At 68.8% G+C, this 23,596-nt stretch carries 28 protein-coding genes; 19 read left to right on the top strand and 9 right to left on the bottom strand.

Annotation, left to right across the window (positions count from 1 at the left end; translation table 11 throughout):
- Positions 1–23: 23 nt before the first annotated feature.
- Positions 24–590: a TetR family transcriptional regulator gene (locus tag AB0H76_RS19400; RefSeq protein ID WP_357325366.1), complete on the top strand. Its 567-nt coding sequence runs from the start codon at positions 24–26 to the stop codon at positions 588–590.
- Between the two features lie 179 nt (positions 591–769).
- Positions 770–1,747, top strand: coding sequence for an AraC family transcriptional regulator (locus AB0H76_RS19395; RefSeq protein WP_357325363.1), 978 nt, complete (start codon positions 770–772; stop codon positions 1,745–1,747).
- 42 nt (positions 1,748–1,789) lie between these two features.
- On the opposite strand, the gene AB0H76_RS19390 is transcribed toward AB0H76_RS19395, so the two are convergent.
- Together AB0H76_RS19390 and AB0H76_RS19385 are read right to left on the bottom strand one after the other, a co-directional pair.
- On the bottom strand, positions 1,790–2,992 hold the full coding sequence (locus tag AB0H76_RS19390) for an FAD-dependent monooxygenase (protein WP_357325360.1): 1,203 nt from the start codon (positions 2,990–2,992) through the stop codon (positions 1,790–1,792).
- A 133-nt stretch (positions 2,993–3,125) separates the two neighbouring features.
- The gene (locus AB0H76_RS19385; protein WP_357325357.1) at positions 3,126–3,821 is read right to left on the bottom strand and encodes a DUF4190 domain-containing protein; all 696 of its coding nucleotides are present in this window, start codon (positions 3,819–3,821) and stop codon (positions 3,126–3,128) included.
- Between the two features lie 228 nt (positions 3,822–4,049).
- Here AB0H76_RS19385 and AB0H76_RS19380 point away from each other — a divergent pair, with 228 nt between their 5' ends.
- Both AB0H76_RS19380 and AB0H76_RS19375 read left to right on the top strand, forming a co-directional pair.
- Positions 4,050–5,360, top strand: coding sequence for a GAF domain-containing SpoIIE family protein phosphatase (locus AB0H76_RS19380; RefSeq protein WP_357325354.1), 1,311 nt, complete (start codon positions 4,050–4,052; stop codon positions 5,358–5,360).
- 16 nt (positions 5,361–5,376) lie between these two features.
- Entirely contained in the window at positions 5,377–5,652 is a 276-nt protein-coding gene (locus tag AB0H76_RS19375; RefSeq protein WP_357325351.1) for a hypothetical protein, read from the top strand.
- 61 nt (positions 5,653–5,713) lie between these two features.
- Here AB0H76_RS19375 and AB0H76_RS19370 read toward each other — a convergent pair whose 3' ends face one another.
- The gene (locus AB0H76_RS19370; RefSeq protein ID WP_357325348.1) at positions 5,714–6,355 is read right to left on the bottom strand and encodes a TetR/AcrR family transcriptional regulator; all 642 of its coding nucleotides are present in this window, start codon (positions 6,353–6,355) and stop codon (positions 5,714–5,716) included.
- 115 nt (positions 6,356–6,470) lie between these two features.
- Between AB0H76_RS19370 and AB0H76_RS19365 the strand changes: the two genes are divergently transcribed.
- Entirely contained in the window at positions 6,471–7,307 is an 837-nt protein-coding gene (locus tag AB0H76_RS19365) for an SDR family NAD(P)-dependent oxidoreductase (RefSeq protein ID WP_357325345.1), read from the top strand.
- 45 nt (positions 7,308–7,352) lie between these two features.
- On the opposite strand, the gene AB0H76_RS19360 is transcribed toward AB0H76_RS19365, so the two are convergent.
- The gene (locus tag AB0H76_RS19360; RefSeq protein WP_357325343.1) at positions 7,353–8,321 is read right to left on the bottom strand and encodes a WYL domain-containing protein; all 969 of its coding nucleotides are present in this window, start codon (positions 8,319–8,321) and stop codon (positions 7,353–7,355) included.
- 63 nt (positions 8,322–8,384) lie between these two features.
- Between AB0H76_RS19360 and AB0H76_RS19355 the strand changes: the two genes are divergently transcribed.
- The 5 genes from AB0H76_RS19355 to AB0H76_RS19335 all read left to right on the top strand — a co-directional run bounded on the left by AB0H76_RS19355 (position 8,385) and on the right by AB0H76_RS19335 (position 12,512).
- Positions 8,385–8,894 carry a DUF488 domain-containing protein gene (locus AB0H76_RS19355; RefSeq protein ID WP_357325340.1) on the top strand — a complete coding sequence of 170 codons (510 nt, stop codon included), beginning with the start codon at positions 8,385–8,387 and terminating at the stop codon, positions 8,892–8,894.
- A 90-nt stretch (positions 8,895–8,984) separates the two neighbouring features.
- Entirely contained in the window at positions 8,985–9,938 is a 954-nt protein-coding gene (locus AB0H76_RS19350; RefSeq protein WP_357325338.1) for an ABC transporter ATP-binding protein, read from the top strand.
- The gene (locus AB0H76_RS19345) at positions 9,935–10,750 is read left to right on the top strand and encodes an ABC transporter permease (RefSeq protein ID WP_357325335.1); all 816 of its coding nucleotides are present in this window, start codon (positions 9,935–9,937) and stop codon (positions 10,748–10,750) included. The genes AB0H76_RS19350 and AB0H76_RS19345 overlap by 4 nt, the downstream gene beginning before the upstream one ends.
- Positions 10,747–11,895: a histidine kinase gene (locus tag AB0H76_RS19340; RefSeq protein ID WP_357325332.1), complete on the top strand. Its 1,149-nt coding sequence runs from the start codon at positions 10,747–10,749 to the stop codon at positions 11,893–11,895. The genes AB0H76_RS19345 and AB0H76_RS19340 overlap by 4 nt, the downstream gene beginning before the upstream one ends.
- Positions 11,892–12,512, top strand: coding sequence for a response regulator transcription factor (locus AB0H76_RS19335; protein ID WP_357325329.1), 621 nt, complete (start codon positions 11,892–11,894; stop codon positions 12,510–12,512). The genes AB0H76_RS19340 and AB0H76_RS19335 overlap by 4 nt, the downstream gene beginning before the upstream one ends.
- A gap of 7 nt (positions 12,513–12,519) precedes the next feature.
- On the opposite strand, the gene AB0H76_RS19330 is transcribed toward AB0H76_RS19335, so the two are convergent.
- Positions 12,520–13,302 (bottom strand): class I SAM-dependent methyltransferase, encoded by a 783-nt coding sequence (locus tag AB0H76_RS19330; RefSeq protein ID WP_357325326.1) that lies wholly within the window; start codon positions 13,300–13,302, stop codon positions 12,520–12,522.
- Positions 13,303–13,350: 48 nt separating this feature from the next.
- On the opposite strand from AB0H76_RS19330, the gene AB0H76_RS19325 reads away from it, so the two are divergent.
- Positions 13,351–13,926 (top strand): helix-turn-helix domain-containing protein, encoded by a 576-nt coding sequence (locus tag AB0H76_RS19325; RefSeq protein WP_357325323.1) that lies wholly within the window; start codon positions 13,351–13,353, stop codon positions 13,924–13,926.
- A gap of 12 nt (positions 13,927–13,938) precedes the next feature.
- Here the strand turns inward: AB0H76_RS19325 and AB0H76_RS19320 are convergent, their stop codons facing one another.
- Positions 13,939–15,489 carry an FAD-dependent monooxygenase gene (locus AB0H76_RS19320; protein ID WP_357325320.1) on the bottom strand — a complete coding sequence of 517 codons (1,551 nt, stop codon included), beginning with the start codon at positions 15,487–15,489 and terminating at the stop codon, positions 13,939–13,941.
- Between the two features lie 122 nt (positions 15,490–15,611).
- Between AB0H76_RS19320 and AB0H76_RS19315 the strand changes: the two genes are divergently transcribed.
- Positions 15,612–16,196, top strand: coding sequence for a TetR/AcrR family transcriptional regulator (locus AB0H76_RS19315; RefSeq protein WP_357325317.1), 585 nt, complete (start codon positions 15,612–15,614; stop codon positions 16,194–16,196).
- A gap of 397 nt (positions 16,197–16,593) precedes the next feature.
- On the opposite strand, the gene AB0H76_RS19310 is transcribed toward AB0H76_RS19315, so the two are convergent.
- The gene (locus tag AB0H76_RS19310) at positions 16,594–17,088 is read right to left on the bottom strand and encodes a DinB family protein (protein ID WP_357325314.1); all 495 of its coding nucleotides are present in this window, start codon (positions 17,086–17,088) and stop codon (positions 16,594–16,596) included.
- Between the two features lie 216 nt (positions 17,089–17,304).
- Between AB0H76_RS19310 and AB0H76_RS19305 the strand changes: the two genes are divergently transcribed.
- From AB0H76_RS19305 to AB0H76_RS19285, 5 genes are all read left to right on the top strand, one after another.
- Positions 17,305–17,889, top strand: coding sequence for a hypothetical protein (locus AB0H76_RS19305; protein ID WP_357325312.1), 585 nt, complete (start codon positions 17,305–17,307; stop codon positions 17,887–17,889).
- A 35-nt stretch (positions 17,890–17,924) separates the two neighbouring features.
- Positions 17,925–18,308 (top strand): hypothetical protein, encoded by a 384-nt coding sequence (locus AB0H76_RS19300; RefSeq protein WP_357325309.1) that lies wholly within the window; start codon positions 17,925–17,927, stop codon positions 18,306–18,308.
- A gap of 54 nt (positions 18,309–18,362) precedes the next feature.
- On the top strand, positions 18,363–19,193 hold the full coding sequence (locus AB0H76_RS19295) for an NAD(P)H-binding protein (RefSeq protein ID WP_357325306.1): 831 nt from the start codon (positions 18,363–18,365) through the stop codon (positions 19,191–19,193).
- A gap of 89 nt (positions 19,194–19,282) precedes the next feature.
- Positions 19,283–19,546 carry a hypothetical protein gene (locus AB0H76_RS19290; RefSeq protein ID WP_357325303.1) on the top strand — a complete coding sequence of 88 codons (264 nt, stop codon included), beginning with the start codon at positions 19,283–19,285 and terminating at the stop codon, positions 19,544–19,546.
- Positions 19,547–19,606: 60 nt separating this feature from the next.
- A complete protein-coding gene (locus tag AB0H76_RS19285; protein WP_357325300.1) occupies positions 19,607–20,200 on the top strand; it encodes an NAD-dependent epimerase/dehydratase family protein in 594 nt (197 codons plus the stop codon).
- 13 nt (positions 20,201–20,213) lie between these two features.
- Here the strand turns inward: AB0H76_RS19285 and AB0H76_RS19280 are convergent, their stop codons facing one another.
- Together AB0H76_RS19280 and AB0H76_RS19275 are read right to left on the bottom strand one after the other, a co-directional pair.
- Positions 20,214–20,843 (bottom strand): hypothetical protein, encoded by a 630-nt coding sequence (locus AB0H76_RS19280; protein WP_357325297.1) that lies wholly within the window; start codon positions 20,841–20,843, stop codon positions 20,214–20,216.
- 13 nt (positions 20,844–20,856) lie between these two features.
- The gene (locus AB0H76_RS19275) at positions 20,857–21,264 is read right to left on the bottom strand and encodes a PEP-utilizing enzyme (protein WP_357325295.1); all 408 of its coding nucleotides are present in this window, start codon (positions 21,262–21,264) and stop codon (positions 20,857–20,859) included.
- A gap of 95 nt (positions 21,265–21,359) precedes the next feature.
- Between AB0H76_RS19275 and AB0H76_RS19270 the strand changes: the two genes are divergently transcribed.
- Both AB0H76_RS19270 and AB0H76_RS19265 read left to right on the top strand, forming a co-directional pair.
- Positions 21,360–22,559, top strand: a complete 1,200-nt coding sequence (locus AB0H76_RS19270) for an FAD-dependent oxidoreductase (protein ID WP_357325293.1) — start codon at positions 21,360–21,362, stop codon at positions 22,557–22,559.
- A 188-nt stretch (positions 22,560–22,747) separates the two neighbouring features.
- Positions 22,748–23,596 carry a virginiamycin B lyase gene (locus tag AB0H76_RS19265; protein WP_357326257.1) on the top strand — a complete coding sequence of 283 codons (849 nt, stop codon included), beginning with the start codon at positions 22,748–22,750 and terminating at the stop codon, positions 23,594–23,596.

Genomic DNA, 23,596 nt, shown 5'->3' with positions numbered 1-23,596 from the left:
TAACCTGGTAGCGGAGGAGGGGCATGGGCGAGGAAGATTCCACGGACGGGCGCAAAGCCAGAGGGCAGAAGCGCCGCGCCGAGATCATCGAGGCGACTCTGACCGTGGTCCAGCGTGACGGCGCCAGCGGTGTCACCCACCGCACCGTCGCCAAGGAAGCCGGCATACCCGTCAGCCTGAGCACCTACTACTTCGCCAGCCTCGACGACCTCCTGATCGCCGCTCTGACCAGCATTGTCGACGAGTACACCGAGCGGATTCGGCACATCATCGAGCACCGCGACGACAAAATTCGCGGCCTGGCCGAGCTCATCGCCGAATCCGCGGGTCCAGGGCGCGATCGTGCCCTGGCCGAACGCGAACTGTCCACGCTGGCCGCACGCCGGCCCGCCCTGCGCCCGATCGCCCGTCGCTGGCGTGAGGGCGTCGCCGAACTGGCCCGGCACTGCACCGACACCCCCGATGCCGTCACCGCGCTGGTCGCGACCTCCGACGGCCTGTGTGCCGCGATCCTGATCGACAGCGCACCCGCCGATGCCGACTATGTGTGCGCTGTTCTGCGGCAAGCGCTCGGTGCGACCCGGCGGTAACCGTCTGTCAACGGACCGCGCTATGTAAATGGGTGTCATGACCGGGTATTCGTGCGCTCGGCCCGTCGTCGCGGGACACTCCGTGCGGCGGAGTTAGTTGGCGGCATCTGGGCACCGTGGTCACCGAAAACGAGTAACGTCCCGGGGATCGGAAGCAGGACCCGGGTCGAAGAGGATGTATGGCAGGGCCTCAACTCATCGAGGTGCGGCGCGAGGAGATGGCTTCCCGTGACCCGCAAGAAGTAGTCGCGTTCGTCGGGCAGATGTATACCGACAGCAAGGTCCGGCTCTGGAAATCGCCGCCGCGGTGCCACGTCCGGATCAGTGCGACGGTCTGCGGGGAGATCATGGCCACCGAGATCCGCAGCACCATCGGCTACAGCTGTCAGATCGCGCCGGCCGAAGACCAGGTCTACTTCGAGCGGACGCTGCGCGGCCGGGGCCGGATGCGGATCTGGGGCCACGATCTGCGCCAGCAACGCGGCAACCTCATGGTGTGTCCCGCGGGCGCTCCGATCTTCACCGACTGCGACAGTCACGACGTCAACCTGCTGCACGTCCCGCAGGTCACGCTGATCGACAGTGCCGCGGAATACGGAATCGATGCTGCCGCTTTTCGTTTCACCGGTCTGGCGCCGGCCGATCCGCAGCGTGAGCGCTTCTGGAGCCGGCTCTTCGACCTCACCCATCACGAACTCACCGCGGGCGGGTCGCCGGTCCTGACCGAACTCGTCGTGCAGAACCTGACGCGCAGCCTCGCCGCCGCGGCCCTGGCCGTGTTCCCCAACACGACCATGGACCTGCACCTGCAGCCCGGCCCCGGCGCGGTCGGCAGCCCGGCCCTGCAACGCGCCGTCGACTACCTGCACGCCAACCCCGCGCAGCCGATCACCGTCAGTGAGCTGGCCGGCCACGCGGGTACCAGTGTTCGCGCCCTCCAGCACGCCTTCCAGAACCATTACGACACAACACCTCTCGGGTATTTGCGTCGGCTCCGTCTGGACCGTGCGCACCAGGACCTGTGTGCGGCCGAGCCCAGCGACGGGCTGACCGTCGCCCTCGTCGCCGCGCGCTGGGGGTTCAGTCACCAGGGGCGCTTCGCGCAGCTCTACACCGAGAAGTTCGGGCACTCGCCGAAGCAGGACCTGCGGCGCTGAAAGCTGCTCCCGGGCAGTGGAACTCCGGCAACGCGTCGGCTCTTATGGTGTGCGGGAGTCCGGGACCTCCGCATAGTCGGGCAGCTCGACCCCGTTGATCGCGCGCTCGACCAGCTCGGCGAACCACTCGCCGGTGAAATCGATGCCCGGCTCGTCGGAGACGTCGCGGCTGCGCGCGTTCAGTCGCGCGATCTCCTGGTTCGCCTCGACGTACGAACGCATACGTGCCTGGTAAGCGGCGAACCCGGCTTCCGGGTCCCAGCCGGTCGCGGCCAGCTCACCGGCCAGCAGATAGGCGCCGACCAAGGCCAGCCCGGTGCCCTGCCCGGACATCGGCGAGGAACTGAACGCCGCGTCGCCGAGCAGCACCACCCGGCCGTTCGACCAGCGGTCCATCACCACCTGGGCGACCTGGTCGAGGTAGAAGTCGGGGGTGTCGTCCAGGTGCACGAGGATGTCCGAGGTCAGCCAGCCCAGGCCGGTCAGTTGTTCGCGCAGCAGGCGCTTCTGGGCCTCGATGTCGCGGTAGTCGACCTCGAGGCCGGCCGCGGGGAAGGAGAACATGGCCATCGCCCGGGTGGCGTCCTGGATCGGGCGCAGGCCGGCCGAACGCCCGGAATCCTGGTACTCGATCAGCCACTTGTCCAGCCCGAACTCGTTGGGCACGCTGTAGAAGGCCAGCATGTGGCCGAGGTGGCGGACGAATTGTTCGTGCGGGCCGAAGACCATCGCACGCAGGGCCGAGTACGGCCCGTCCGCCCCGACCACCAGGTCGAAGCGGCGCTGCTCGCCGCCCGCGAAGGTCACGTCGACGCCGTCCGCGTCCTGGGCGAGTTCGGCGATCCGGTCGCCGAAGAGGTATTCGACGTCGGCGCGGGTGTTGTCGTAGAGCACCTGGGACAGATCGCCGCGCAGGATCTCGATCTCCGCGATGAACCCGTCGCCGCCGTCGTCGTCCACACGGTAGGTCTGCAGGATGTTGCCGTCACCGTCCACGGCGTGCGCGCCGATGGTCTGGGTGCAGGCCGCGCGGACCGCCGTGTCCAGGCCCATGCGCCGGATGACCTCCTTGGTGATGCCGCGCGCGTCCACCGCTTGTCCGCCGGGGCGCAGCTCGGGGGCGCGCTCCACGACCGTCACCCGCGCTCCCCGGCGGTGCAGCCAGTGGGCCAGCGCGGGTCCCGCGATGCTTGCTCCCGCTATCAGCACTCGGGGACCGGTGCCCTGCTCGGCGTCGACGCTCATCCTTGCCTCCCTGTGTTGCTTCCGCGTCGGAACGATCCGCGCGGGGGCGCACCGCCGTCGGTGTGTCCAGCCGTATCGACTACGGAGGCGCGCGAAATTCATCGGTACTTCCGAAAATCGGGTCCGCGGGGCGTTAGTTGGCGTTCACCTCGGTCGTCCACTCGCCGTCGGTGCCCTCGCCCGGCTGGCCTTCCGGGTTCAGGCATTGGACCACTTTGCCCTCGCTGTTCTGCCCTAATCGGGTCGTGCTGGAAGGGTCGCAGGATTCGCCTTCGTCGTGGGTTCCCGACTGCAGCGGCTCGCCGGTGGATTGCCACACCGGGCGCGGGGCTCCGCCGCCCTTCGAGCACACCATCGCGTTGCCGTCGGGGCCGGTGGTGATTCTCTGTAGCTCATTGCAGGGGGAGCCGGCGGCCGGACGGGCTGTTGTGGTGGTGGTTGGTCGTGCGGTAGTTGTGGGGGCCGGCTCGACGCTGGGAGTCGTTGTGGGGACTGTTGTTTCGATGACCGTGGGAAACTGTGTGGCGTAGGCGCTCGGGCGCGCGGACGAGGTGCTCAGCGCGGACGACGCGTTGTCGAACGCGTTTCCGCCGATGACGGCGATCGTCAGCACGACCCCGAGCTCGAGGCAGCCGAGGATGAGCGCCGACCAGGCCAAACCGCGCCCGCGCGGATAGGTGAATGCGATGAGGCCGAAAATGATGGCGATCGGGAACACCAGCAGCAGGGCCGCGACCAGGGCGATGACCGCGTACGGGTTGATTACCGGCTGCGGCTCCCCGGGATCGTCGTAGTCGGCGATCGTTCCGGGCCGGTGTGTTGACTGCATTGCCCGACATTATTGGCAGGAGTGGGGCGGGCGCCATGACCGGGTTATCCCGGTCGCGGAACCGGCGATGCCGGATTCCATTGGTGCGTAGCCGACTTCGGCCGCCGGAGCAGGTAGGGGCTGGGCGGGTGAGGGATGTCGGGGTCGGCCTCTAGGCTGGTGTCAAGTTGGTTGACGCCGAACGATGCTCGATTCGCTCGGCTCGGCTCGCCCGGAAATGAGGATCTGATGGCCGCACAGCTTCGCCTGGTCCAGGCGGCTGCGCCGGAGCTGCCCGCGGCTGTGTTCGACCCTGCGCGTTTGGCCGCGGTGGTGGCGAGCGAACTGCTCGACACCGAGCCGGAGGAGAACTTCGACGACCTGGCCCGATTGGCGATGGCGGTGACGGGGGCGAGCATGGCGTTCTTCACCGTTGCCGACGGGACGCGCTCGTTCTGGAAGAGCGCACTCGGAATCGACCCGACGATGGGGCGGCAGAACGATATTCGGGACAGCCCCTGCCACCTGTTGATCGGTACCGGTGAGCCGCTGATCGCCGAGGACGCGGTCACCGACGCCCGGATCAAGGACCTGGCCGCGGTCGGCGCGCTGGGCATCGGCGCCTGGGCCGGCTACCCGGTCCGGAACCCGGACGGTCAGGTGCTGGGCGGGCTGTGTGTGGTCGATGGGCAGGCCAGGCCCTTCACCGCCGCGCAGCGCGAGGCTCTCAAAACCCTGGCTCGTTCGGTCTCCTCCGAGATCGCCTTGCGTCAGGCGCTGCGCTCGGCGCTGGCTTCCGGGCACGCCTCGGCCGAGCTGGCGCGCACCCTGCAGGAGTCGCTACTGCCGTCGCGGATGCCCGAGATCCCCGGACTGGACATCGCCGCGCTGTACCTGCCCGCCGATACGACCGGCGCGGAGGTGCTGGGCGACTTCTACGACGTGTTCCACACCCGCGGCACGCATTGGTGCGCGGTGCTGGGTGACGTGTGCGGCAAGGGTATCGAAGCCGCGAAGGTCACCGCCCTGGCCCGCTACACCGTGCGCGCGGAAGCCACCCAGCATCCGCGACCGGCCACGGTGCTGCGCCGGCTGCATCACGCGCTGGTCGATCAGCAGATCAGTGACCGCTTCCTGACCGCGGCCCTGACCACCTTCAAGGTGGCGGCCGACGGGAGCCTGCGCGGTCGCTACACCAGCGCCGGGCATCCGCCCGCGCTGATTCGCCGCGCCGAGGGCACCGTGACGGAACTGCACACCCCCGGCACTTTGCTGACGACCCTGCTCGGGCCCGACGAGATCCGTTTGAGCGAAACGGTATTCACGCTGCATGCCGGGGACGCGCTGCTGCTCTACAGCGACGGCATCACCGAGGCCCGCACCCGTGAGCGCGGTCCGCAGTTCGGGGAAGAGAACCTCGCTGCCACCCTGGCCGCCACCGCCGGAATGGATGCCCGCGCGACGCTGAACCACCTGTGCGCGGTCGTGGCCGAGCACACCGGCGGCCACGCCTTCGACGACACCGCGTTGCTGCTGCTGCGCGTGCCCGCTCGCCCCTGACCGATCCGGAGAATCCGTGCCCGCCGCATCGCCTTTGGGCCAGCAAGCCGAGCAGGTCTGCCACCAACTCCAGACCCTGCTCGAGACCCTGGCCGACTGCACACCCCAGCAGCGCCTGGAGACCGTCGCCCTGCTGCGCGGCTCGTGCGAGGAACTGCTCTCACCCGCCCTGCTCGAGGCGATGGCCGCGGCCCGCGACCAAGGATGGGGATTGCGCCGGATCGGCGTCGCCTCGCACTACTCCCACGAACAAGTTCGCGCTCTGCTCGCCAACCGGCCCGTCGGCCCGTAATCGCCGATAGGCGCTCCGCGTCAAACGATTTCAGGTCGCGCAGTCAGATCCGGACGTGGGCCTAACGCCCGAACGCCCTGAGGAACGTCGCCGCCGCGGCATCGGTGATGACCCGCAGTTCACTGTCGGGGATCCTGCGGGTGCCGGAGCGGGAGCGGGTGTCCACGCTGCCGGTGAGCAGGGCGGCGAATTGGGTGGCGGCCAGGTCCGGGTCGTCGAGGTGGAGGCTGCCGGACAACGAGAGGCGGGCGAGGCGGTCGGCCAGTGCGCCGAGGACGCGGCGGGGGACCTCGTCGACGATGTCGAGGAGGTCGGGGAATTGGGAGGCTTCGGCGGACACGAGCCGGCGTAGGGCGCGGGATTCTTCGGCGCAGTAGCAGGTGGCCAGTTGCCATCCGGCGGCGCGGAGGTTGGCGGGCAGGTCGTCGCCGTTCTTGGTCAGAAGTTCGACCGCGGCGAGGTTGGCGGTGAGCGCGTTGTCGGTCAAAGTCTGGACTACCTGACGGAACAGGGTTTCTTTGTCGCCGAAGTGGTTGTAGACGGTGGCTTTGGCGACGTTCGCCTCGGCGGCGATCTCATCGACCCGGGCCTGCGTGTAGCCCGAGCGGACGAAGACAGTGAGCGCGGCCGCCAGCACTGCCTGCTGTTTGTCGATTCGCCCGCGCGGCGTAGCCGGTCGGGACGCGCTCAGGGCCGCATTCATCGGTCCAGCCTATCGGTGATTGGACGCATCATCCTGTTTACCTGAACTCGTGAGTATGTTTAGACTGGCGAGTCTAGTTAGATAGGATCAACAGTTCAGTGATGAGGAGTTGCATGTGAAGACCGTGGTCATTACCGGTGGGACCGATGGCATGGGTAAGGCGCTCGCGCTGACCTACCTACGGCGCGGCGACCGGGTAGTCATCGTCGGCACGAGCGAGCGGAAGGGGCAGGCGATCCTGGACACCGCGAGCGAACTCGGGGCCGCTGACCGGATCGAGTTCATCCAGGCGGATCTGAGCCTGCTGGCCGAGAATCAGCGGGTGCTCGACCGGATCGGGTCGACCTACGAGGTGGTCGACGCACTTGTGCTGGGAGCGCGGTACTTTCGCGCTACCCGCTTCGTCACGGCGGAGGGCTTCGAAGCCAACTTCGCGCTGTTCTATCTGAGTCGATACCTGCTCGCCCACGGTTTGGCGGCGCAACTCGATCGGGCCGAAGCGCCGGTGATTCTCGACCTGTCCGGCCCGGGCGGCCCGATGTCCCGAATCCGCTGGGAGGACCTGCAATTCGAGCTCGGGTACAACGCCGACGAGGTCATGGGCCAGTGCGGCAAGCTGAGTGATCTGCTCGCAGCGGCTTTCACGCGCCGCCATCCCGGCTCCGCGGTCCGGTACGTGCTGCTGCATCCGGGACTGACCGCGACCGGCTTCACCGGCGAATACGACGCTGCCAGCGCCGAAGTGCTGGCCGGCATGCGGGAGCGCGGCCAGCCGGTCGAAGCCGCTGTCACCCGCATCCTCCGGCACCTCGACAACCCGCCGCCGGCGCCGCTGTCGGCGTTCATGCAGGACAACCGGGTCGACGTGCACGGCGAGCCGTTCGATCCCGCCGCGGCCGACCGGTTGTCCGAGCTCACCGCGAAGCTCGTGGCGCGCGTGAGTGCTCGCTGAGCTCGAGACCCATTATTGGCCAGTCGATTTCGCCGGTCCGCGGTATCACTCGGCATACCTGGCGACCAGGGTGGCGGCGCGCTCCCGCAGGGCGGTCCGTAACCATTGCGGGGTAACGACTTCCGCGGTGGTGGCGAGTTGCCACAGCGCCCAGATGGCGTGCCGGGAATCCTGGAAGGTGGCTTCCAGGCGCAGCTGTCCGTCGGGGTCGGTCGCTTCGGCTTTGATCGCCAGCGCCGTGCCCGCCAGTTCCTCGCGCCGTTCCGGGTCGAGCCGGACCAGGACGGTGACTTGCTCGCCGCCGGTGCGGAATCGGGTGCTGCGTTCCTGCCAAGCCTGGTCCAGGTCGACTCGCTCCGGCCGCTGTGCGGGTTCGGGAAGTTCCTCGGCGGCCAGGATCCGGGACAGGCGGTAGGTGCGGTCCGCGCCGGAGCGGGTGGCGAGCAGATAGCCCTGGTTGTGCACGGTGACCAGGCCGATCGGGTCTACCGTGCGCCAGGTCGCCTCCTGATCCGCGGGGGCGTAGTGGATGCGCACCTTGTGGCCGGCGAACACCGCGCGCCGGACCTCGGCGACCACGGTGTCGGGCACCTCTTCGGCGACGACGCGGCGGGCGAGCAGGTCGGTCTGGGGATCGATGAGCAGGCGTTCGGCCGCGCCGGTCGCGGTGGTCCGATAGTCCTCGGGCATCGCGTCGACCACCTTGCGCATGGCCGAGGTGAGTGCGGAGCCGAGGCCGAAAGCCTGTGCGCCACGGCGTGAGCCGGCGACCATCAGGGCGAGCGCCTCGTCGTGATTGAGCCCGGTCAGCTCGGTCTGGAAGCCGGGCAGCAGGGCGAAACCGCCGTGCCGGCCGCGTTCGGCGTAGACCGGCACCCCGGCCGAGGACAGCGCCTCGATATCACGCAGCACGGTGCGGGTGGACACCTCGAGCTCGCGGGCCAGCTCGGGCGCGGACAGCCGCCCGTGCCGGCGCAGCAACAGCACCAGCGAAACCAATCGGTCGGCGCGCATGGAAACAACCTTCGCACAAATACATGACACAGGGTGTCGCGATTCGCTGACAGCCTGATCGGTATGACGAAAAACGATGACCTCCTCGACACCGACCAGCGGCGAGGCGGAGTCGTGACGATCGGCGTGTACGGCTTCACCGCCGAGACGTTCCTCGAACAGCTCACCGGCGCGGGCGTTGGCCTCGTGCTCGATCTGCGCCAGCGCCGCGGCGTGCGTGGTCCCGACTACTCCTGGGCGAACTCGGTACGGCTCCAAAGCGCGCTCGCGGCAACGGGTATCGGCTACCGGCACGTGAAGAACCTGGCACCGACGACCGAACTGCGCCACCTGCAGTACCGCGAGGACGACCGGCAAGGGGTCGGCAAGCGCAACCGGATCACGCTGGCGTCCGAATACACCGCGCGCTACACCCGCGAGATCCTCGACCCGTTCGACCTCGGCGCACTCGAACTGCCCGGCGACGCGGTGACCGCCCTGTTCTGCGTCGAACGCGATCCGGAAGCCTGCCATCGCTCGCTCGTGGCCGCGGGCCTTGGCCTGCCGGTCACGCATCTGCGCCCCGGCGGATGACATTTGTCATGGCCGAACCATGGGCATATCAACGAGATTCGGTGACTGCGCTTACTACTGACACCGCGCCGGATCCGAGATCGTTGAGCTATGAACAACGCGATCGACGATGTCATCACCGCACGCGGTCTGCGCCGGACCTACGGGACCGGCAAGAACGCGTTCGAAGCCGTCAAGGGGGTGGATCTGCAGATCGGCGAGGGTGAGGTCTTCGCCCTGCTGGGCACCAACGGCGCCGGCAAGACCTCCACCCTGGACCTGCTGGAGGGACTGGCCGCACCTACCGCCGGCGCGGTCGAGGTCTTCGGCCTCGATCCGCGCCGGGACCGGGAGCAGGTCCGTGCGCAGGTCGGGATCATGCTGCAATCCGGCGGGCTGCCGGCCGAACTCACCGTCCTGGAAGCGCTGGAGATGTGGCGCGGGACGTGCACCAACCCCACCACCACCGACGTGGTTCTCGCCCAGGTCGACCTGGCCGACCGGGCCGGGGTCCGGATCGGTTCGCTCTCCGGGGGTGAGCAGCGCCGCGTCGATATGGCGTGCGCGCTGCTCGGGCAGCCACGGCTGCTGTTCCTCGACGAACCCACCACCGGGCTCGACCCCGAAAGCCGCCGGGCAACCTGGCGATTGCTCGCCGACCTGAAAGCCTCCGGCGTGACCATGGTGCTCACCACCCACTATCTGGACGAGGCGGAGGCGCTGGCCGACCGGATCGCGATCATGCACAAGGGCGCGGTCGCCCGGACCGGCACGCTGCGCGAGATCGTCGACGGGCATCCGGCCCGGATCACCTTCGACCATCCGGGACTGCCGTTGCCGCAGTTGCCCGGCGCGCAGGTGGACGCGCAGGCGCGCGTCACCATCGGCACCCACGACCTGCAAGGTCATCTGTTCCAGCTGCTCGGGTGGGCACGCGAGCACGGACTGCAGCTGAGCGGGCTCGAAGCCCGCGCCGCCTCCCTGGAGTCGGTCTTCCTCGATATCGCCCACGAATCGGCCGCCGGATCGGCGCCGACCCCCGAACTGATCGGAGCAGCACGATGATCGACACCGCGACACCCGCCGCCGGCTTTCGCCGCCGCCCACTCGCCGCGCTCGCGAAGGCGGAATTCCTGCAATTCCGGCGCAACAAGACGCTGGTCTACATGGCGACGGTCTTCCCGATCGGGCTACCACTGATCACGTATTTCCTCGCCCGCCGGGATACCCCGCCCACGACCGCCATGGCGGCAACGACATTCGAGATGCTGGCGTTGCTCGCCGTGCTGTTCGTGCAGTACTACTCGGTGCTGTCGATGGTGACCACGCGCCGCGGCGAAGGCGTGCTGAAGCGGCTGCGCACGGGGGAGGCCGCCGATTGGCAGATCCAGACCGCCCCGGCGATTCCGGGGGTGCTGATCACCCTGGCCTGCACGGTCGTCGTCGCCGCGGTGGTCTACGGGACGGGTGCGCCGGCCCCGGTCAACCCGCTCGCGATCGCCGCCGGCCTGCTCGGCGGGGTGCTCCTGTTCTCCCTGCTCGCCCTCGCGACCAGCGCGGTCACCAAGAACGCCGAGGCCGCGCAGATCACCTCGCTGCCGGTGATGACGATCGCGATGCTGGGCCTGGGCTCGATTCGCGGCGTCCTGCCCGATCGGCTGGCCACCATCGCCGACTGGACCCCGTTCGCCGCCGTCTCCGACCTCGTCTCGTTCGGCGCGTCCGGCAAACCCGCCATCGCCGCCGCTTCCGACGTGGCCGTCGACTTCGCGGGCACCTTCGCCGAACTCGGCCGCCCGTTTGCCACACTGGCGATATGGACCGTTCTGGCACTCGTGCTGACCCGCCGGAACTTCCGCTGGGACGATCGCGGGTGACCCGCCTGACCGCGTGGTGGCACGGGTTGTCGGGGGCGGCCAAGTTCCGCCTCTACACCCGGCTCACCCTGCAATTCGCGGTCGCCGTGCTGGTAGTGGTCGTGAGCACGTCGGTGGCGCGATCGCCGCTCGCGTGGGCGGGGATCGTGACCGCCGGGATCGCGGCGATCCTCGCCCTGGAGGTGCAACCGGGCTTCGCGCAATCGCCGGAGATGGCGGCGCGGCGGTGGATCCTGTTCGCCGCCACCGCGCTGATGGCGGCGGTGTGGCTGGTCTACGCCGTGATCGCCCGGCTGGCCGGGAGCGAGTCGACCGAGGAGCAGGCCGGTGTCACCGGGATCTATGTGGCGGTGCTGGGCATCTTCGCGGTCGTCTCGTTCCTGCCGCGACACCGCTGGTGGACGGTCGCCGGCGTCAGCGCCGCTACCGGACTGGCCTACGGAGTGTCGCTCACGACGGGCCTGATCGTCGCGCTCACGACCTTCGTCGCCGGGGCCTTCATCGTCGCGACGACCCTGCTCACCGTGTGGGGACTGCGGGTCGTCGAGGAACTGGAGCGGGCGCGGGTGGTGGAGGCCGAATTGCAGGTCGCCGAGGAACGGTTGCGTTTCGCCCGGGACCTGCACGATATCGTCGGCCGGGGTTTCTCCGCGATCGCGGTGAAAAGCGAACTGGCAGCGGCGCTCTCGCGCGCCGGAGACGGCAGTCGCGCCGCCGCCGAGATGGACGAGGTCAAGACGCTGGCCGTCGAATCGATGGGGCAGATGCGCCAGCTGGTGCGCGGCTACCGGGGCATCGATCTGCTGGCCGAGGTGGCCGGGGCGCGCTCGCTGCTGTCGGCGGTGGATTGCCGGCTGGTGGTCGAGGGCGATCCGGCCCGGGTCCCGGCGCGATACCACGAGGTCGCGGCCTGGGTGGTGCGCGAGGGCACGACCAACATCGTCGAACATTCGGCCGCCACCTCGGCGGTGCTCACCCTCGGCGCCGCGGGGATGTCGCTGCGCAACGACCGTCCGCGCGGTGTGGCGGGGGAGCGCTCCGGGCTCCGCGGGCTCGCCGAGCGCCTGGCGGCCACCGGCGCGACCCTCGGCATCGACGCGACGAGCGCGGCCTTCGTTCTCGAAATTCGTTGGGAGAATTCATGATTCCGGTTCTGCTCGCCGACGACGAAACGCTCATCCGCACCGCGCTGGCGACCTTGCTCGGGCTGGAGGCCGATATCGAGGTGGCCGGCCACGTGGGCTCCGGCGAGGAACTCGTCGCCGTGTGGCAACGCCGCCTCGCCGAGGGCGCACCGGTCGCGGTGGCCGTGATCGACTTGCAGATGCCCGGTATGGACGGCATCGAGACCGCGGTGGAACTGCAACGCCTCACCCCGGGCGTGGGCACGCTGATCGTCACCAGTCACGGCCGCCCCGGTTATCTCAAACGCGCGCTCGCCGCGGGCGTGCGCGGTTTCCTGCCGAAGACGAGCTCGGCCGCCACGCTGGCCGCGGTGATCCGCACCGTCCACACCGGTGGCCGCTACGTCGACCCGGAGCTGGCCGCGGAAGCCATCAGCGCGGGCGACACGGTGCTCACCGGCCGCGAGGCCGACGTTCTCGAATACGCCATCGACGGCGCGTCCGTCGACGACATCGCCCGGCGCGCGCATCTGTCGCCCGGGACTACCCGCAACTATCTTTCCGCTGCCATGGCGAAACTCGGTGTCTCGAATCGCTATGAGGCCGCGCTGAAAGCGCGGGAGAAGGGCTGGATCTGAGAACTGGTCAGCCGGCGACGAGCAGGGTACGGGTGGTGCGCACGGTGAGGTCGGCGCGATGCAGGACGCTGTCCGCCCCGGTCGGGGCGGTCAGCGTCGTCAGCGCTTCGCGGTCGGCGGGTGTCAGGCCGTCGCGGCCGAAGTGCAGCATCCGGCTCAGGCAGAGCTGGGCGTAGCGGCGGAGAACCGGTGTTGCCGGGCCCGCGAGGGCGATGTCGTAGCGGCGGTCGGCGACGATGCGGAATCCCGCTTCGGTCAACGCCGGACGGACCGGGGGATGGTCGCTGCGCATCAGGGCGGCGAGCCGGTCCTCGAGGGCGGATTCACCGAGGAAGCGCGGGATCGGGTAGCTGTCCTTCTCGGCGGCGGCGAGTAGTCCGCCCGTGGTCAGCGCGCCGAAGGCCTGTCGGAGTGCGATGGTGGCGTCGGGCAGGTGGTGCAGGAACGAGTCGGTCCAGATCAGGTCTACCGGACCGAAATCGGGCCAGGGCCGCGCGAGATCGGCGGTGACGATCCGGACGCGATCGGCGACGCCCGCGCTGTCGGCCTTCGCGCGCAGGACGTCGAGCATCCGCGGTGACCGGTCGACGGCGATCACCTCGGCCTTGTCGAAGTGCTCGAGCAGGGCGAGCGTGCCGACCCCGGTGCCCGCGCCCAGATCGAGGATTCGCTGCGGTGGTGCGGGCAGCAACCGGGCGAGTTCGGTCAGCACTCGCGACAGGTGCGCGCCCAGGACCTCGCCGTCGAGTTCGAGTAGTTCGAGCATCGCGTGTTCGCTGTCGTGCGTCATGAACTCCAAGCTAGGCGCAATTTGCATAATCCGGCTACCATCTTGCAGATGATGCAAGAAAGCCGGTTCGAGGACGTCGTCCGGCTCCGATTGCGCGGATTGCGGAAGGCGCGCGGATGGTCGCTGGATGATCTGGCGGCGCGTGCGCACCTGAGCGCCTCGACGGTGAGCCGGATCGAGACCGGCCGGCAGGGGCTCAATCTGGAACAGGTGCGGCTGCTCGCGCGGGCGCTGGGCACCTCGCTCGATGTGCTGGTCGAATCGACCGACGACAGTGATGTGCTGATCCGGCCGGAGACCGATGAGCAGCGTGGACTCACCACCTGGCTGCTCTCGCGCGGCGGTGAGCCCGCCGGGCTCGTCGTGGCCAAACAGCGGATCACCAGGACGCCGAGTCCGGACGGCACGGACGAATTGGGCGTGCATCCCGGCAGCGACTGGTTCACCGTGCTGCACGGGACTGCCGTGTTGCTACTCGATGACCGGCGCATTCTCGTGCAGACCGGTCAGGCTGCCCAGTTCTCGACGATGGTTCCGCATGCCATTCGTGCGCACGAGGAACCGGTGGAGATCTTGATCATTCTCGACCGCAACAGCAATCCGGCTCATCTCGACCGGGGCTAGGTCGACCAACGCTCAGGCGGGTGCGGCGACGGCGTCGAACGCGGTGCTCAAGTCCGTCGCGGGGTCGGCCGGTGCGGTGACGGCGCGCCAGGCAATGTATCCGTCGGGTCGCACGAGTGTCGCTCCGCCGGGGTCGAGGCCGTAGGCGGACCGGAATGCGTTGGGCTCCAAAGTTTTTACATCGACACCGACGTGCACGAACTTGACGGGCTTTTCGGCGGCGGTGGCCCAGCGGTCGTCCTCGGACAGCAGTACCCAATCACCCCGGAACAGGTCCAGCGTCGAGACCTTCTCGCCGTCGAGGGTCACCCACAGGTGCGGGGCGCGCGTGCCGGGCTGACCGGCCCACTGATCGGGACGCTGCGCGGGCGGCAGATCTTCGCTCGCACCCAGGACCGCGGTCGAGCGGTAGAGCTGGCCGAGTTCGATGGCGGCGTCGTCGAGGACCGGCACGGCCGATTCGGGGGCGTCGAGGTAGGCCTTGTAGTCGGCGCGGGCGAAGAGCTGGTCGTGGCGCAGGTCCGCGACCGGGCGGCGCTCGGCGTCGTAGGTGTCGAGCAGTCGTGGCCGCGACTTCCCGGACAGGACTGCGGCGAGTTTCCAGGCCAGGTTGTGCGCGTCGTCGATGCCGGTGTTGGCGCCGAAACCGCCACGGTTGGGCGGCAATTGGTGCGCGGCGTCGCCGGCCAGGAAGACGCGTCCGGCGGAGAATCGATCGGCGATCAGCGCGGCCAGGTCCCAGCGGCCGGTGGTGACCAGCTCGATCGGGATGTCGTCGCGGCCGAGCGCTTTTCGCACCATCCGGCGCTGTTGTTCGGCGTCGCGCTCGACGTCGTCGCTGAGCATCAGCACCCAGCGTCCGTCGGAGTAGGTGGTCAGGAACGCTTTGAGGTCGGGTTGTTCGATCTCGAACTGGACCACGCCGTGCCGCAGGTATTCGTCGAGGGGTGCGCGAAACAGGATGCTGCGCTGCACGGAAAGTGGGCCCACGCCGTGGCGGCCGATGTCCAGCGCGTTGCGCACGGGGCCGGCCGCTCCGTCTGCGGCGACGACATACTGTGCGCGCATGCGGTATTCGTGGCCGTCGTCGCGGCGGCGCAGGGTCGCGGTGACGCCGTCGTCGTCCTGGACGAAGCCGAGAAGTTCGGTGCCCAAGCGTAGTTCGGCTCCGAGTTCCAGCGCGCGGGCCCGCAGCAGGGGTTCGAGACGGTCCTGGGTGATGGCGATCGCCTGGACAGGGGAGTCTTCGGCGCCGTAAGCGCCTTTGCCGCCCGGAGACCACGGGTATTCCTCGAGCCAGGTGCCGGTGAGGCTTTCCACGCGGGCTCGGCGCGGCGGCTTCATGCCCTGCACGGAGTTCGGGACCTCGATTCCGACCTGGCGGAAATGCTCGATGGTGCGGGTGGTGAACCCGATCGCGCGCGGGTGCGGGGAGCTGCCGCGGTGCTTGTCGATCACCACGACCGGCACGCCCTGCCAGGCCAGGAACACGGCCGTGGACAGCCCGACCAGGCTGCCGCCGACGACCAGTACGGGTGTCGTTTCCTCGATGGTGGAGTTCATCTCGATCATCCCCTTTCGGGAGGCTTGCTCGATCTCTGACTTCTCCAGGGAAACACAACTCGGTAAAAACAGCAACTGAGTTAAGATATTGAGTGAGTTAAGTCATCTGGTAGGGTGTGAGCATGACCGTTGAGCCGCTCGGACGCCGCGAACGCAAGAACGCCCAGACCCGCCGGGCGCTGGCCGAAGCCGCCGAGCGCCTGTTCATGGAGCGGGGCTACGACCAGGTCAGCGTGAAGGAGATCGCCGACGCGGTCGACATCTCGGGGCCGACCGTGTTCAAGCACGTGCCCGACGGCAAGGAAGCGTTGATGTTCGACGACGGCGTCGAGCGGCGGGAGAGTCTGCTGGCCGCGGTGCGGGAGCGCCCGGCGGGCCGGTCGGTGCTCGCGGCCCTGCGCGAATTCATGTCCGGGCGCGGGCCATTCCTGACCGATCCGGCACCGGAGATGGCCGCGCGCACCGCGCTGATCATGAACACCCCGGCGCTGCGCAACTATTCGCGCAAGCTGTGGATTCGGTGCGAAGCGCCGCTGGCCGAGGCGATCGCCGCCGAACTCGGTCGAGCGCCCGACGATCTGGCCGCGCGTGCCCTGGCGCGCTACGTCCTGGAGGTTCCGCAGTTCATCGGCGACGAACCCGATCCCCGGGCGGCGCTCGAGGTCGTCTTCGATCTGCTCGAACACGGAATCCGCGGCGTCTCCTGACCCGCGGGGAACCTATTTCGCGGCTAGATCGTGCCGGCCAAGGGGTGCGGCCCTGGTCGGAGTGGGTTGAGGCGAGCCTTCAGGGTCGGCCAGGACATGCCGCTGCTCCTCGCTCCAGCAAAATGGCGGGCATGAGCTTGACGTTGTACTGGCCCTTGGTCGAATTGCGGTTTCGGACACCGCGATTGGAGTTGAAGCTGCCCAGTCCGGAGGAGTTGGGGGCGTTGGCGGGGCTCGCGGCCGGTGGGGTGCATGATCCGGCGGTGCAGCCGTTCACCGCGGAGTGGACCGATGCCGAGCCCGGTGAGCGCGCGCGGCGGGTGCTGCACCGCGATGGTGGCGAGATATGTTGCTGTGCAACAGTTCTGCGCCCACCGCGGCCAGCGGTTGCCGTGATTCAGGGGTTGGTCCGCGGCTGGTCGATCTGCTCGCGGAGGATGTCGCCGTGACCCGCGTGCCTGGCGAACTCTTGGATCATCGCGAGCAGCGTCCAGCGCATGCTGACGCGGCCCTCGCGCGGGTTGTCCATGGTGGCGTCGAGGTCGAAGCGGGAGGCGATGGTGCGGGATCGCCGGCTCGCGCGTTCGAACTCGGCGATGACGTCGGCCAGGGACTCGTCGTCGGCGACGGTGAAGGTGCCTTCGTCGCGCCGGGAGTATCCATCGCATTCGGATTCGTCGAGTCCGGCCCAGAACCGTTGGAACCAAATGCGTTCCGCGGCGGCGGCGTGTTTGATCACGGAGATCGGTGTCGTCAGTGAGGCGACGAGCCGCCGGCGGGCGTCGGTATCGGACAGGCCGCGGACGGAATCGATGAGTGCTTCGCGGTTGTAGTCGAGCATGTTCTCGAGGAGTGCTCGTTCGGTTCCGTTGGTAATCAGGGTGGTGCTCATAGGGTTTCATCCATTCTGTGGTGTGGCCGAGGGTTTGGGCGCGGCTGGTCGGCGCACGGCGATGCCGCGGGGGATCGAACTCGGGAGGGTGACGTCCAGCGTCGAAGAAGAGTGGCATGTGATCGATGCCGCAGCCCGCGCCTGTCAGAAAGCGCTGCTGTCTGCGCTCAGTGTACATCGGGAATTGGTGTCGGCACCTTCTGGCAAGCTCCCGCTATGGCTTCGAGATCAACGAAACAGCTTCGCGACGACAGCGTTTTCACCGCGGTCACCGGTTCGGGAATGCTCGCCTTCTGGGACCCCGCGAGCTTCACCCACATCGTCGACTACGAGAGCTGGGAACTGGAACTGCTCGAAGACGAGACGATCGCCGAACACCTCGGCGCGGGCAAGCTGGTTCCGCTGAACATCTTGTGCGACGGGCGTTTCGGCGTCCTCGTGCGCGGCGACGCGACCGCCGAGCCCGATCTCACCGAGCGCGAACGCAAATACCTCAGCGCTACCTCGCAGCCGTACCTGTTCCGATCGAGCGGCATCGCCAGAATCAGCGGAATCGAAGAGGTCGGCGCCTTTCCGGATCCCAGCTCCGGCCCCGACGACATGGCTCCGACCGAAATCGAGGTACCGGCAGGCGAATACGCCGTGACCGTGCACCTCATCGATTGGGAAGCCGAGCCCGGGATCTTGAACGACCAGGGCGAAGCCGCCGAGTCCGCGCTTCCCGACTTCGTCGTCCTGATCGGTCCCGCCGCCGTCGGCCCCTTCCGGACCGATGTCGAGACCTTCGACGACAACGACTGAGCACTCGGCGGGTGGGGGCTGCGTAGAGTCGGCGCATGTTGTTGCAGCTCGATGTCCAGCCCGCCCCGCCGTTGCAGTTGACGCCGGGGTGCGTCATCTACAGCGGGACGATGCGGCTTGCGATTACGGGGAGGATGTTTCAGTCGCTGAAGGCGCCGGCCGATGTCTTCGGTGTCTTTGTTCCGGAGGTGCCGCCGCTGGTCGACGGCGAGTCCGAACCGCGGGTGTGGGCCGAGGCGTATGTGATGAGCACGGTGTCCGCGCCTGCCAGTGGTTTCCCGTCCGGTGTCGATCATGTGCGGGCGGAGTATGCGGCGGATCCGCGTGGCGGCGAGTCGCGGTGGTTGCATCTCGGCGGTGCCGCGTATATCGGCAAGGGGATTGTGCTCAGTTATCGGCTTACCGTGCAGAGCGCATAAAGTGGCGAGGCGGGGCTTGACCTGAACATTAGTTCAGGTAGCAGGGTGGGGCTCATGATTCTGGTTACGGGTGCGACAGGCAAGGTCGGCCGTGCGGCCGTCGAGCAACTACACGAGGCGGGCGTCGAGGTTCGGGCGCTGGTGCGGCGCCCGGAGGCGGCGGATCTGCCGCCCGGCGTCGAGGTCGTCCGCGGCGATCTGTCGGACCCGGGCAGCTTGGATGCCGCGCTCGCGGGTGTGCACGCGGTCTTCCTGGTGTGGCCGACGTTGGCGGCGGACGCGGCGGCGCCGGTCGTGGTGCGGCGGCTGGCCGAGCAGGCGCGTCACATCGTGTATCTGTCGGCGCGGGGCGCCGATGAGCGGGTCGGCGCGGTGCTGGGTTCGCACGGCTATCTCGAGCGGTTGATCGACGAGACCGGGGTCGGCCGGACCTTCGTGCGCGCGGGCGGATTCGCGGGCAACGACCTCGGCTGGGCGGCGTCGATTCGCGCGGAAGGTGTTGTGCGCGAACACTACGACGGCTGGGGGCGGTCGGTGATCCATGAGCGTGACATCGCCGCGGTAGGCGTCCGAGCACTGCTCGAGGGCCGCACCGGAACGGTGTATGAGGTGACCGGTCCCGAGGCGCTGACCGCCCCGCAGCGGGCGCGGATCATCGCCGAGGCGCTCGGGGCGCCGCTGCGGTTCGAGCAGATGCCGCGGGCGGCGATGCGGGCGATGATGTCCACCTGGATGCCGGTCGAGGACGTGGACGGCGCGCTGGCGGAGATGGACGAGATGACCGCGCGGCCGGAACCGGTGCTGTCCACCGTCGCCGAGGTGACCGGCGCGCCCGCGCGCACCTATCGCGAGTGGGTCGCCGACCACCTGGACGAGTTCCGCTGAGCGACAGGCGATTTTGCGCCGATGTCACAGTCGTCGGGTCTGCGTCGTCGTAGGGGTGGAAGCGGATATCGAACGAGTAAGGACAGCACATGTCGACCACGCAAGAAACCTCCACCCACGCGACTCCGGCCGCGAACAGCACTGCGCACCCGCCGAAATGGAAGTTCTGGCTGCTGACGCTGGTGGGCCTCTACCCGCTGCTCACCATCCTGGTGACGGTCACCGCGCCGCTGGTCGAGCCGCTGCCGGCGCCGCTGCGGCTGGCCTGCATTCTGCCGGTCGCGGTCGCGGCGATGGTCTGGGTGATCATGCCGTTCCTGACCCGGCGGTGCGCGGGCTGGCTGGCGTCGTGAAGACGATCGGGCGGAGGGGCCGCCCGCACCCCGCGCGGCCATCCCATAGCCTCGATAACTATGCGGATCTTCCTAGCGGGTGCAAGCGGCGTTCTCGGTACTCATCTGGTGCCGTTGCTCTTGGCGGCGGGTCACGAGGTGGCGGGGATGACCCGCTCGCCGGAGAAAGCGCGGCTGCTCGCGGCCGCGGGCGCGGAACCGGTGGTGTGTGACGCCTTCGACGCGGACGGTTTGGTCGCCGCCGTCACCGCCTACGCCCCGGAGCTGGTGATGCACCAGCTCACCGATCTCCCGGACGACCCGGCCCGCATTGCCGAGGGCCGCGCGGCCAACGCGCGCATCCGCCGTGACGGCACCGCGAACCTGCTGGCGGCCGCGCGGGCGGCGGGGGCCGCGCGCTTCCTCGCGCAGAGTGTCGCGTGGGAGATGACCGGAGAAGGCCAGGTCGCCAAGGAATTCCTGGAGACCTCGGTGCTCGCGGCGGACGGTGTGGTGCTGCGATACGGCCAGTTGTACGGTCCAGGAACGTATTACCCCGATGTGCTGCCGCCGGCGCCGCGCCTCGGCATCGAAGCGGCGGCGGTGCGAACGGTTGCCGCTTTGGATCTGGCGCCGGGCGTCTACGAGATCGTCGACGATCCGGACTCCGTGTAAGGCCTCGCGGCCCTCAGGAACCGGAGCGATCGATCCCCAGCGTGGCGATCAGGTCCTCGTGCAGTTCGAACCAAACGCGGTGGGCGGAATCGTGTTCGACGCCGGTGACCATCTCGGGCCGGTCGGCGGCCCGGAAAACGGCGGCGGCGAAGCGGGTGTCGTAGCCGGAGAACCGGGCCAGTCGTTCGGTGAGATCTGCGATCAACGGAGCCAATTGCTGTGCGAGGCTGTCCAGTTCGGTCAGGATCTGCTGATCCCGCGCCGCGTCGGTGTGGTCGTTCTCCCGCATGCTGCCGTCGGGCAGGATGGTCAGCTGCCAGGCCGTGCAGGCCTGCACCAGCCGGGTGTTGAGCGGGAGAAACGCGCGGTAGCGGTCCGTCAGCAGTGCCTCGGCTCCGCACGCGGAAAGCTCCTCGGCGAGTAGCCGCTCGTTCTCCGCGCGGCCGCTGTCGGTGAGCGACCATCCCGCGTCGTCCCCGAAACGGAAGCGGCTGATCCAGCCTCGGGTCCGGAAGTCCCGCACGTGCGACTCGGCGAGGCCGACCGGCATGCTGTAGCGGTCGGCGACCGCCGGCGTATCGACGAATCCGCCGAGGCGGATCGCGTGCAACGCGAGCACCGAGCTGCTCGAAACGTGGGTCATCCAGGTCCTTCCCTCAGCGTTCTGCCGGGCGAACGGCGTGCACGTGTCCGGTGGTCCCGTCGACCGCGATCGTCTGGTGGTGCGCCAGGATCCGCAGTGCGCCCTTGGCCGACACTACGGCCGGAATCCCGAACTCGCGGGCCACGATCGCCGCGTGGGAGAGGATGCCCCCGATCTCGGTCACCACCGCGGCGGCGGTGCCGAAGAGCATGGTCCACGCGGGATCTGTGGTGCGGCAGACGAGGATATCGCCCGGTTGGACAGCGTCGAAGTCGTCGACGCTGTGCACCAGCCGAACCGGACCGGTGGCTCGGCCCTTGCTGCACGGGATGCCGATGAGCAGCGGCGAGTCGGCTTGTTTCCCAAGATGTTCCGCTGCGATGGGCTCGCTCGCGTCGTGCGGAGGCACCTGTCGATCCATGCGTCAACCATAGGTTGACGATCCGCTAATCGTCAACTATTAGTTGACGGCAAGTCCGGAGCGGCCGTCGCTGCGGACCGAGCCAGGAGTCGCACATGGACGCAGTCGAGAACGCCACGCAACACCGCGCCGGAACACCGGGGAAGCGGGCCACCGTCGTCGGCGCGGGTATCGCGGGTCTGGCCGCCGCGCTGCGCCTGCATCGGCAAGGCTGGGACGTCGTGGTCCTCGAACGCGCACCGGCCCGGCGCAGCAGCGGCTACCTGGTGAACCTGCACGGGCCCGGACATGACGCCGCCGAGCGCTTGGGCCTGCTACCCGCGCTGGTCCCGCGCGATATCGGGTTCTTCACCTCGATCCTCGTGCACGCGGACGGCCGGGAGAAGTTCCGGATCCCCTCTGCGGTCGCCGAGGCCGCTGTGGGGAGCCGGGCGCTGAGTGTGTTCCGCGGTGACCTGGAGTCGGCGCTGTACGACGCGGTGACGGGCCTGGTCGACATCCGGTTCGGCAGCACGGTGCGGGCTGTCGCGCAGACCGCCGAGGAAGTGACGGTCACTCTCGACGACGGGACTCGCCTGCATGCCGACCTTCTCCTCGGGGCCGACGGCGTGCACTCGCGCGTCCGCGAACTCGTCTTCGGCGCGGAGGACGAATATTTCGTGGACCTGGGCCACATGGTCGGCGCGTTCCCGCTGGAATCACTGCCCGCGCAGGTGCCGGACGGTACCGGGATCACGTTTATCGGGCCCGGTCGGACGGCCGCGGTGATGAACCTCGGGCCGCGACGGTCCTCGGCGTTCTTCACCTACCGCTGCCCCGACCCGAAGACCGAGCGCAGCCTGGGCGCCGGGCCCGCGCTGACCCGCGCGTTCGGTGATCTGGGCGGCGGTGTCGCCGAGGCGCTGCGCGGGGTCGAGGCCGACGCCTACTTCGACTCGGTCGGCCAAGTGGTGATGGACCGCTGGAGCCACGGGCGGGTCGTCCTGCTCGGCGATGCCGCCTGGTGCCTAACGGTATTCGCCGGATACGGCGCGGCCCTCGCGCTCGACGGCGCCGACCGGCTCGGCACCGCCGTAGCGGAGCGTCCCGATGACATTGCCGCCGCGCTCGACACCTGGGAGCGGTCCTTGCGACCGGAAGTGCTCAAACGACAGGCGCTGGCCCGCAAGGGAATCAGCCGATTCGCCCCGCCCACACGTCTGCATGTCTGGACGGGCGAAATGATGCTGCGCGCCATCCAGCTCCCCGGCATCCGCGGACTGGTCCAGCGCGCTATCGAGCGCGCCAACAACTAGCAGGCGTACTCCAGACCGCGCGCCGCGAGGTCGGGGTCCACCAACGAGCCAGGTTCCGCGAGTTGCGTTGCGGTGGCTTCCGCGGGCACAGTGGCGGACTGGCGGAACCGGGTTCGGCGGCGACGCCGAGCGAAATCGTGAAGGAGACAGTGGTGGTGGAGCAGGTCGGCGGGCTTGTCGTCGAGGAGATCTCGGTGACCGATGGTGCGGCCGGGCCCTACGGAATTTCGGCGGGCGCCGACGGCGCGTTGTGGCTCACCCTGGTGCACAGCGGTGAGGTCGCTCGCCTGACCGTCGACGGTGCGGTCGATCGTTTTCCGGCGGGGAGCAGGCCCTCCGTCATTGCCGCGGGTGCGGACGACGCCTTGTGGTTCACCCGGTCGGGTGACGATCGAATCGGGCGCATCACTACCGATGGCGAGCAGGCGGAGTTCGCATTGCCCTCGGGCAGTGCGCCTTTCGGGATCTGCGCGGGCCCGGATGACGCCATGTGGTTCACCGAGATGAACAGCGACCGGGTCGGCCGGATCACCCCCGACGGCCGGATCGACCGTTTCGAACTGCCGGTGCCGGGCGGATTCCCGTCGATGATCGCGTGCGGTCCCGACAAGGCGCTGTGGTTCACGCTCAATCGGGCCGGCGCGATCGGGCGCATCGACCTCGCGGGCGAAACCACGGTGTTCCCGCTGGCCGATTCGGGTGCGCCGGTAGGCATCACCTGCGGCGCGGACGACACCCTGTGGTTCGTCGATATCGCCGGTGGCCGGGTCGGCACCATCGCCCTGGACGGGGCGATACGAATGTTCCCGCTACCTGATCCGGCCGCGAAACCGCACGCCATCACCGCGCTGCCCTCCGGCGACTGCTGGTTCACCGAGTGGGGCGCCAACCGGCTCGGCCGGATCGGCCCGGACGGCGCCATCGCCGAATACGACCTGCCCACACCGGCATCCGAACCGCACGGCATCACCGTCGGGCCGGACGGCGCGGTGTGGGCGGCGCTGGAAACCGGAGCCGTCGCCCGTATCGCGCCCTAG

It is taken from the genome of Nocardia sp. NPDC050712, from assembly GCF_040654295.1.
GTDB lineage: Bacteria > Actinomycetota > Actinomycetes > Mycobacteriales > Mycobacteriaceae > Nocardia.
The sequence above is the reverse complement of the archived record's forward strand: the minus strand, read 5'-3'. Positions and strand labels throughout refer to the sequence as shown.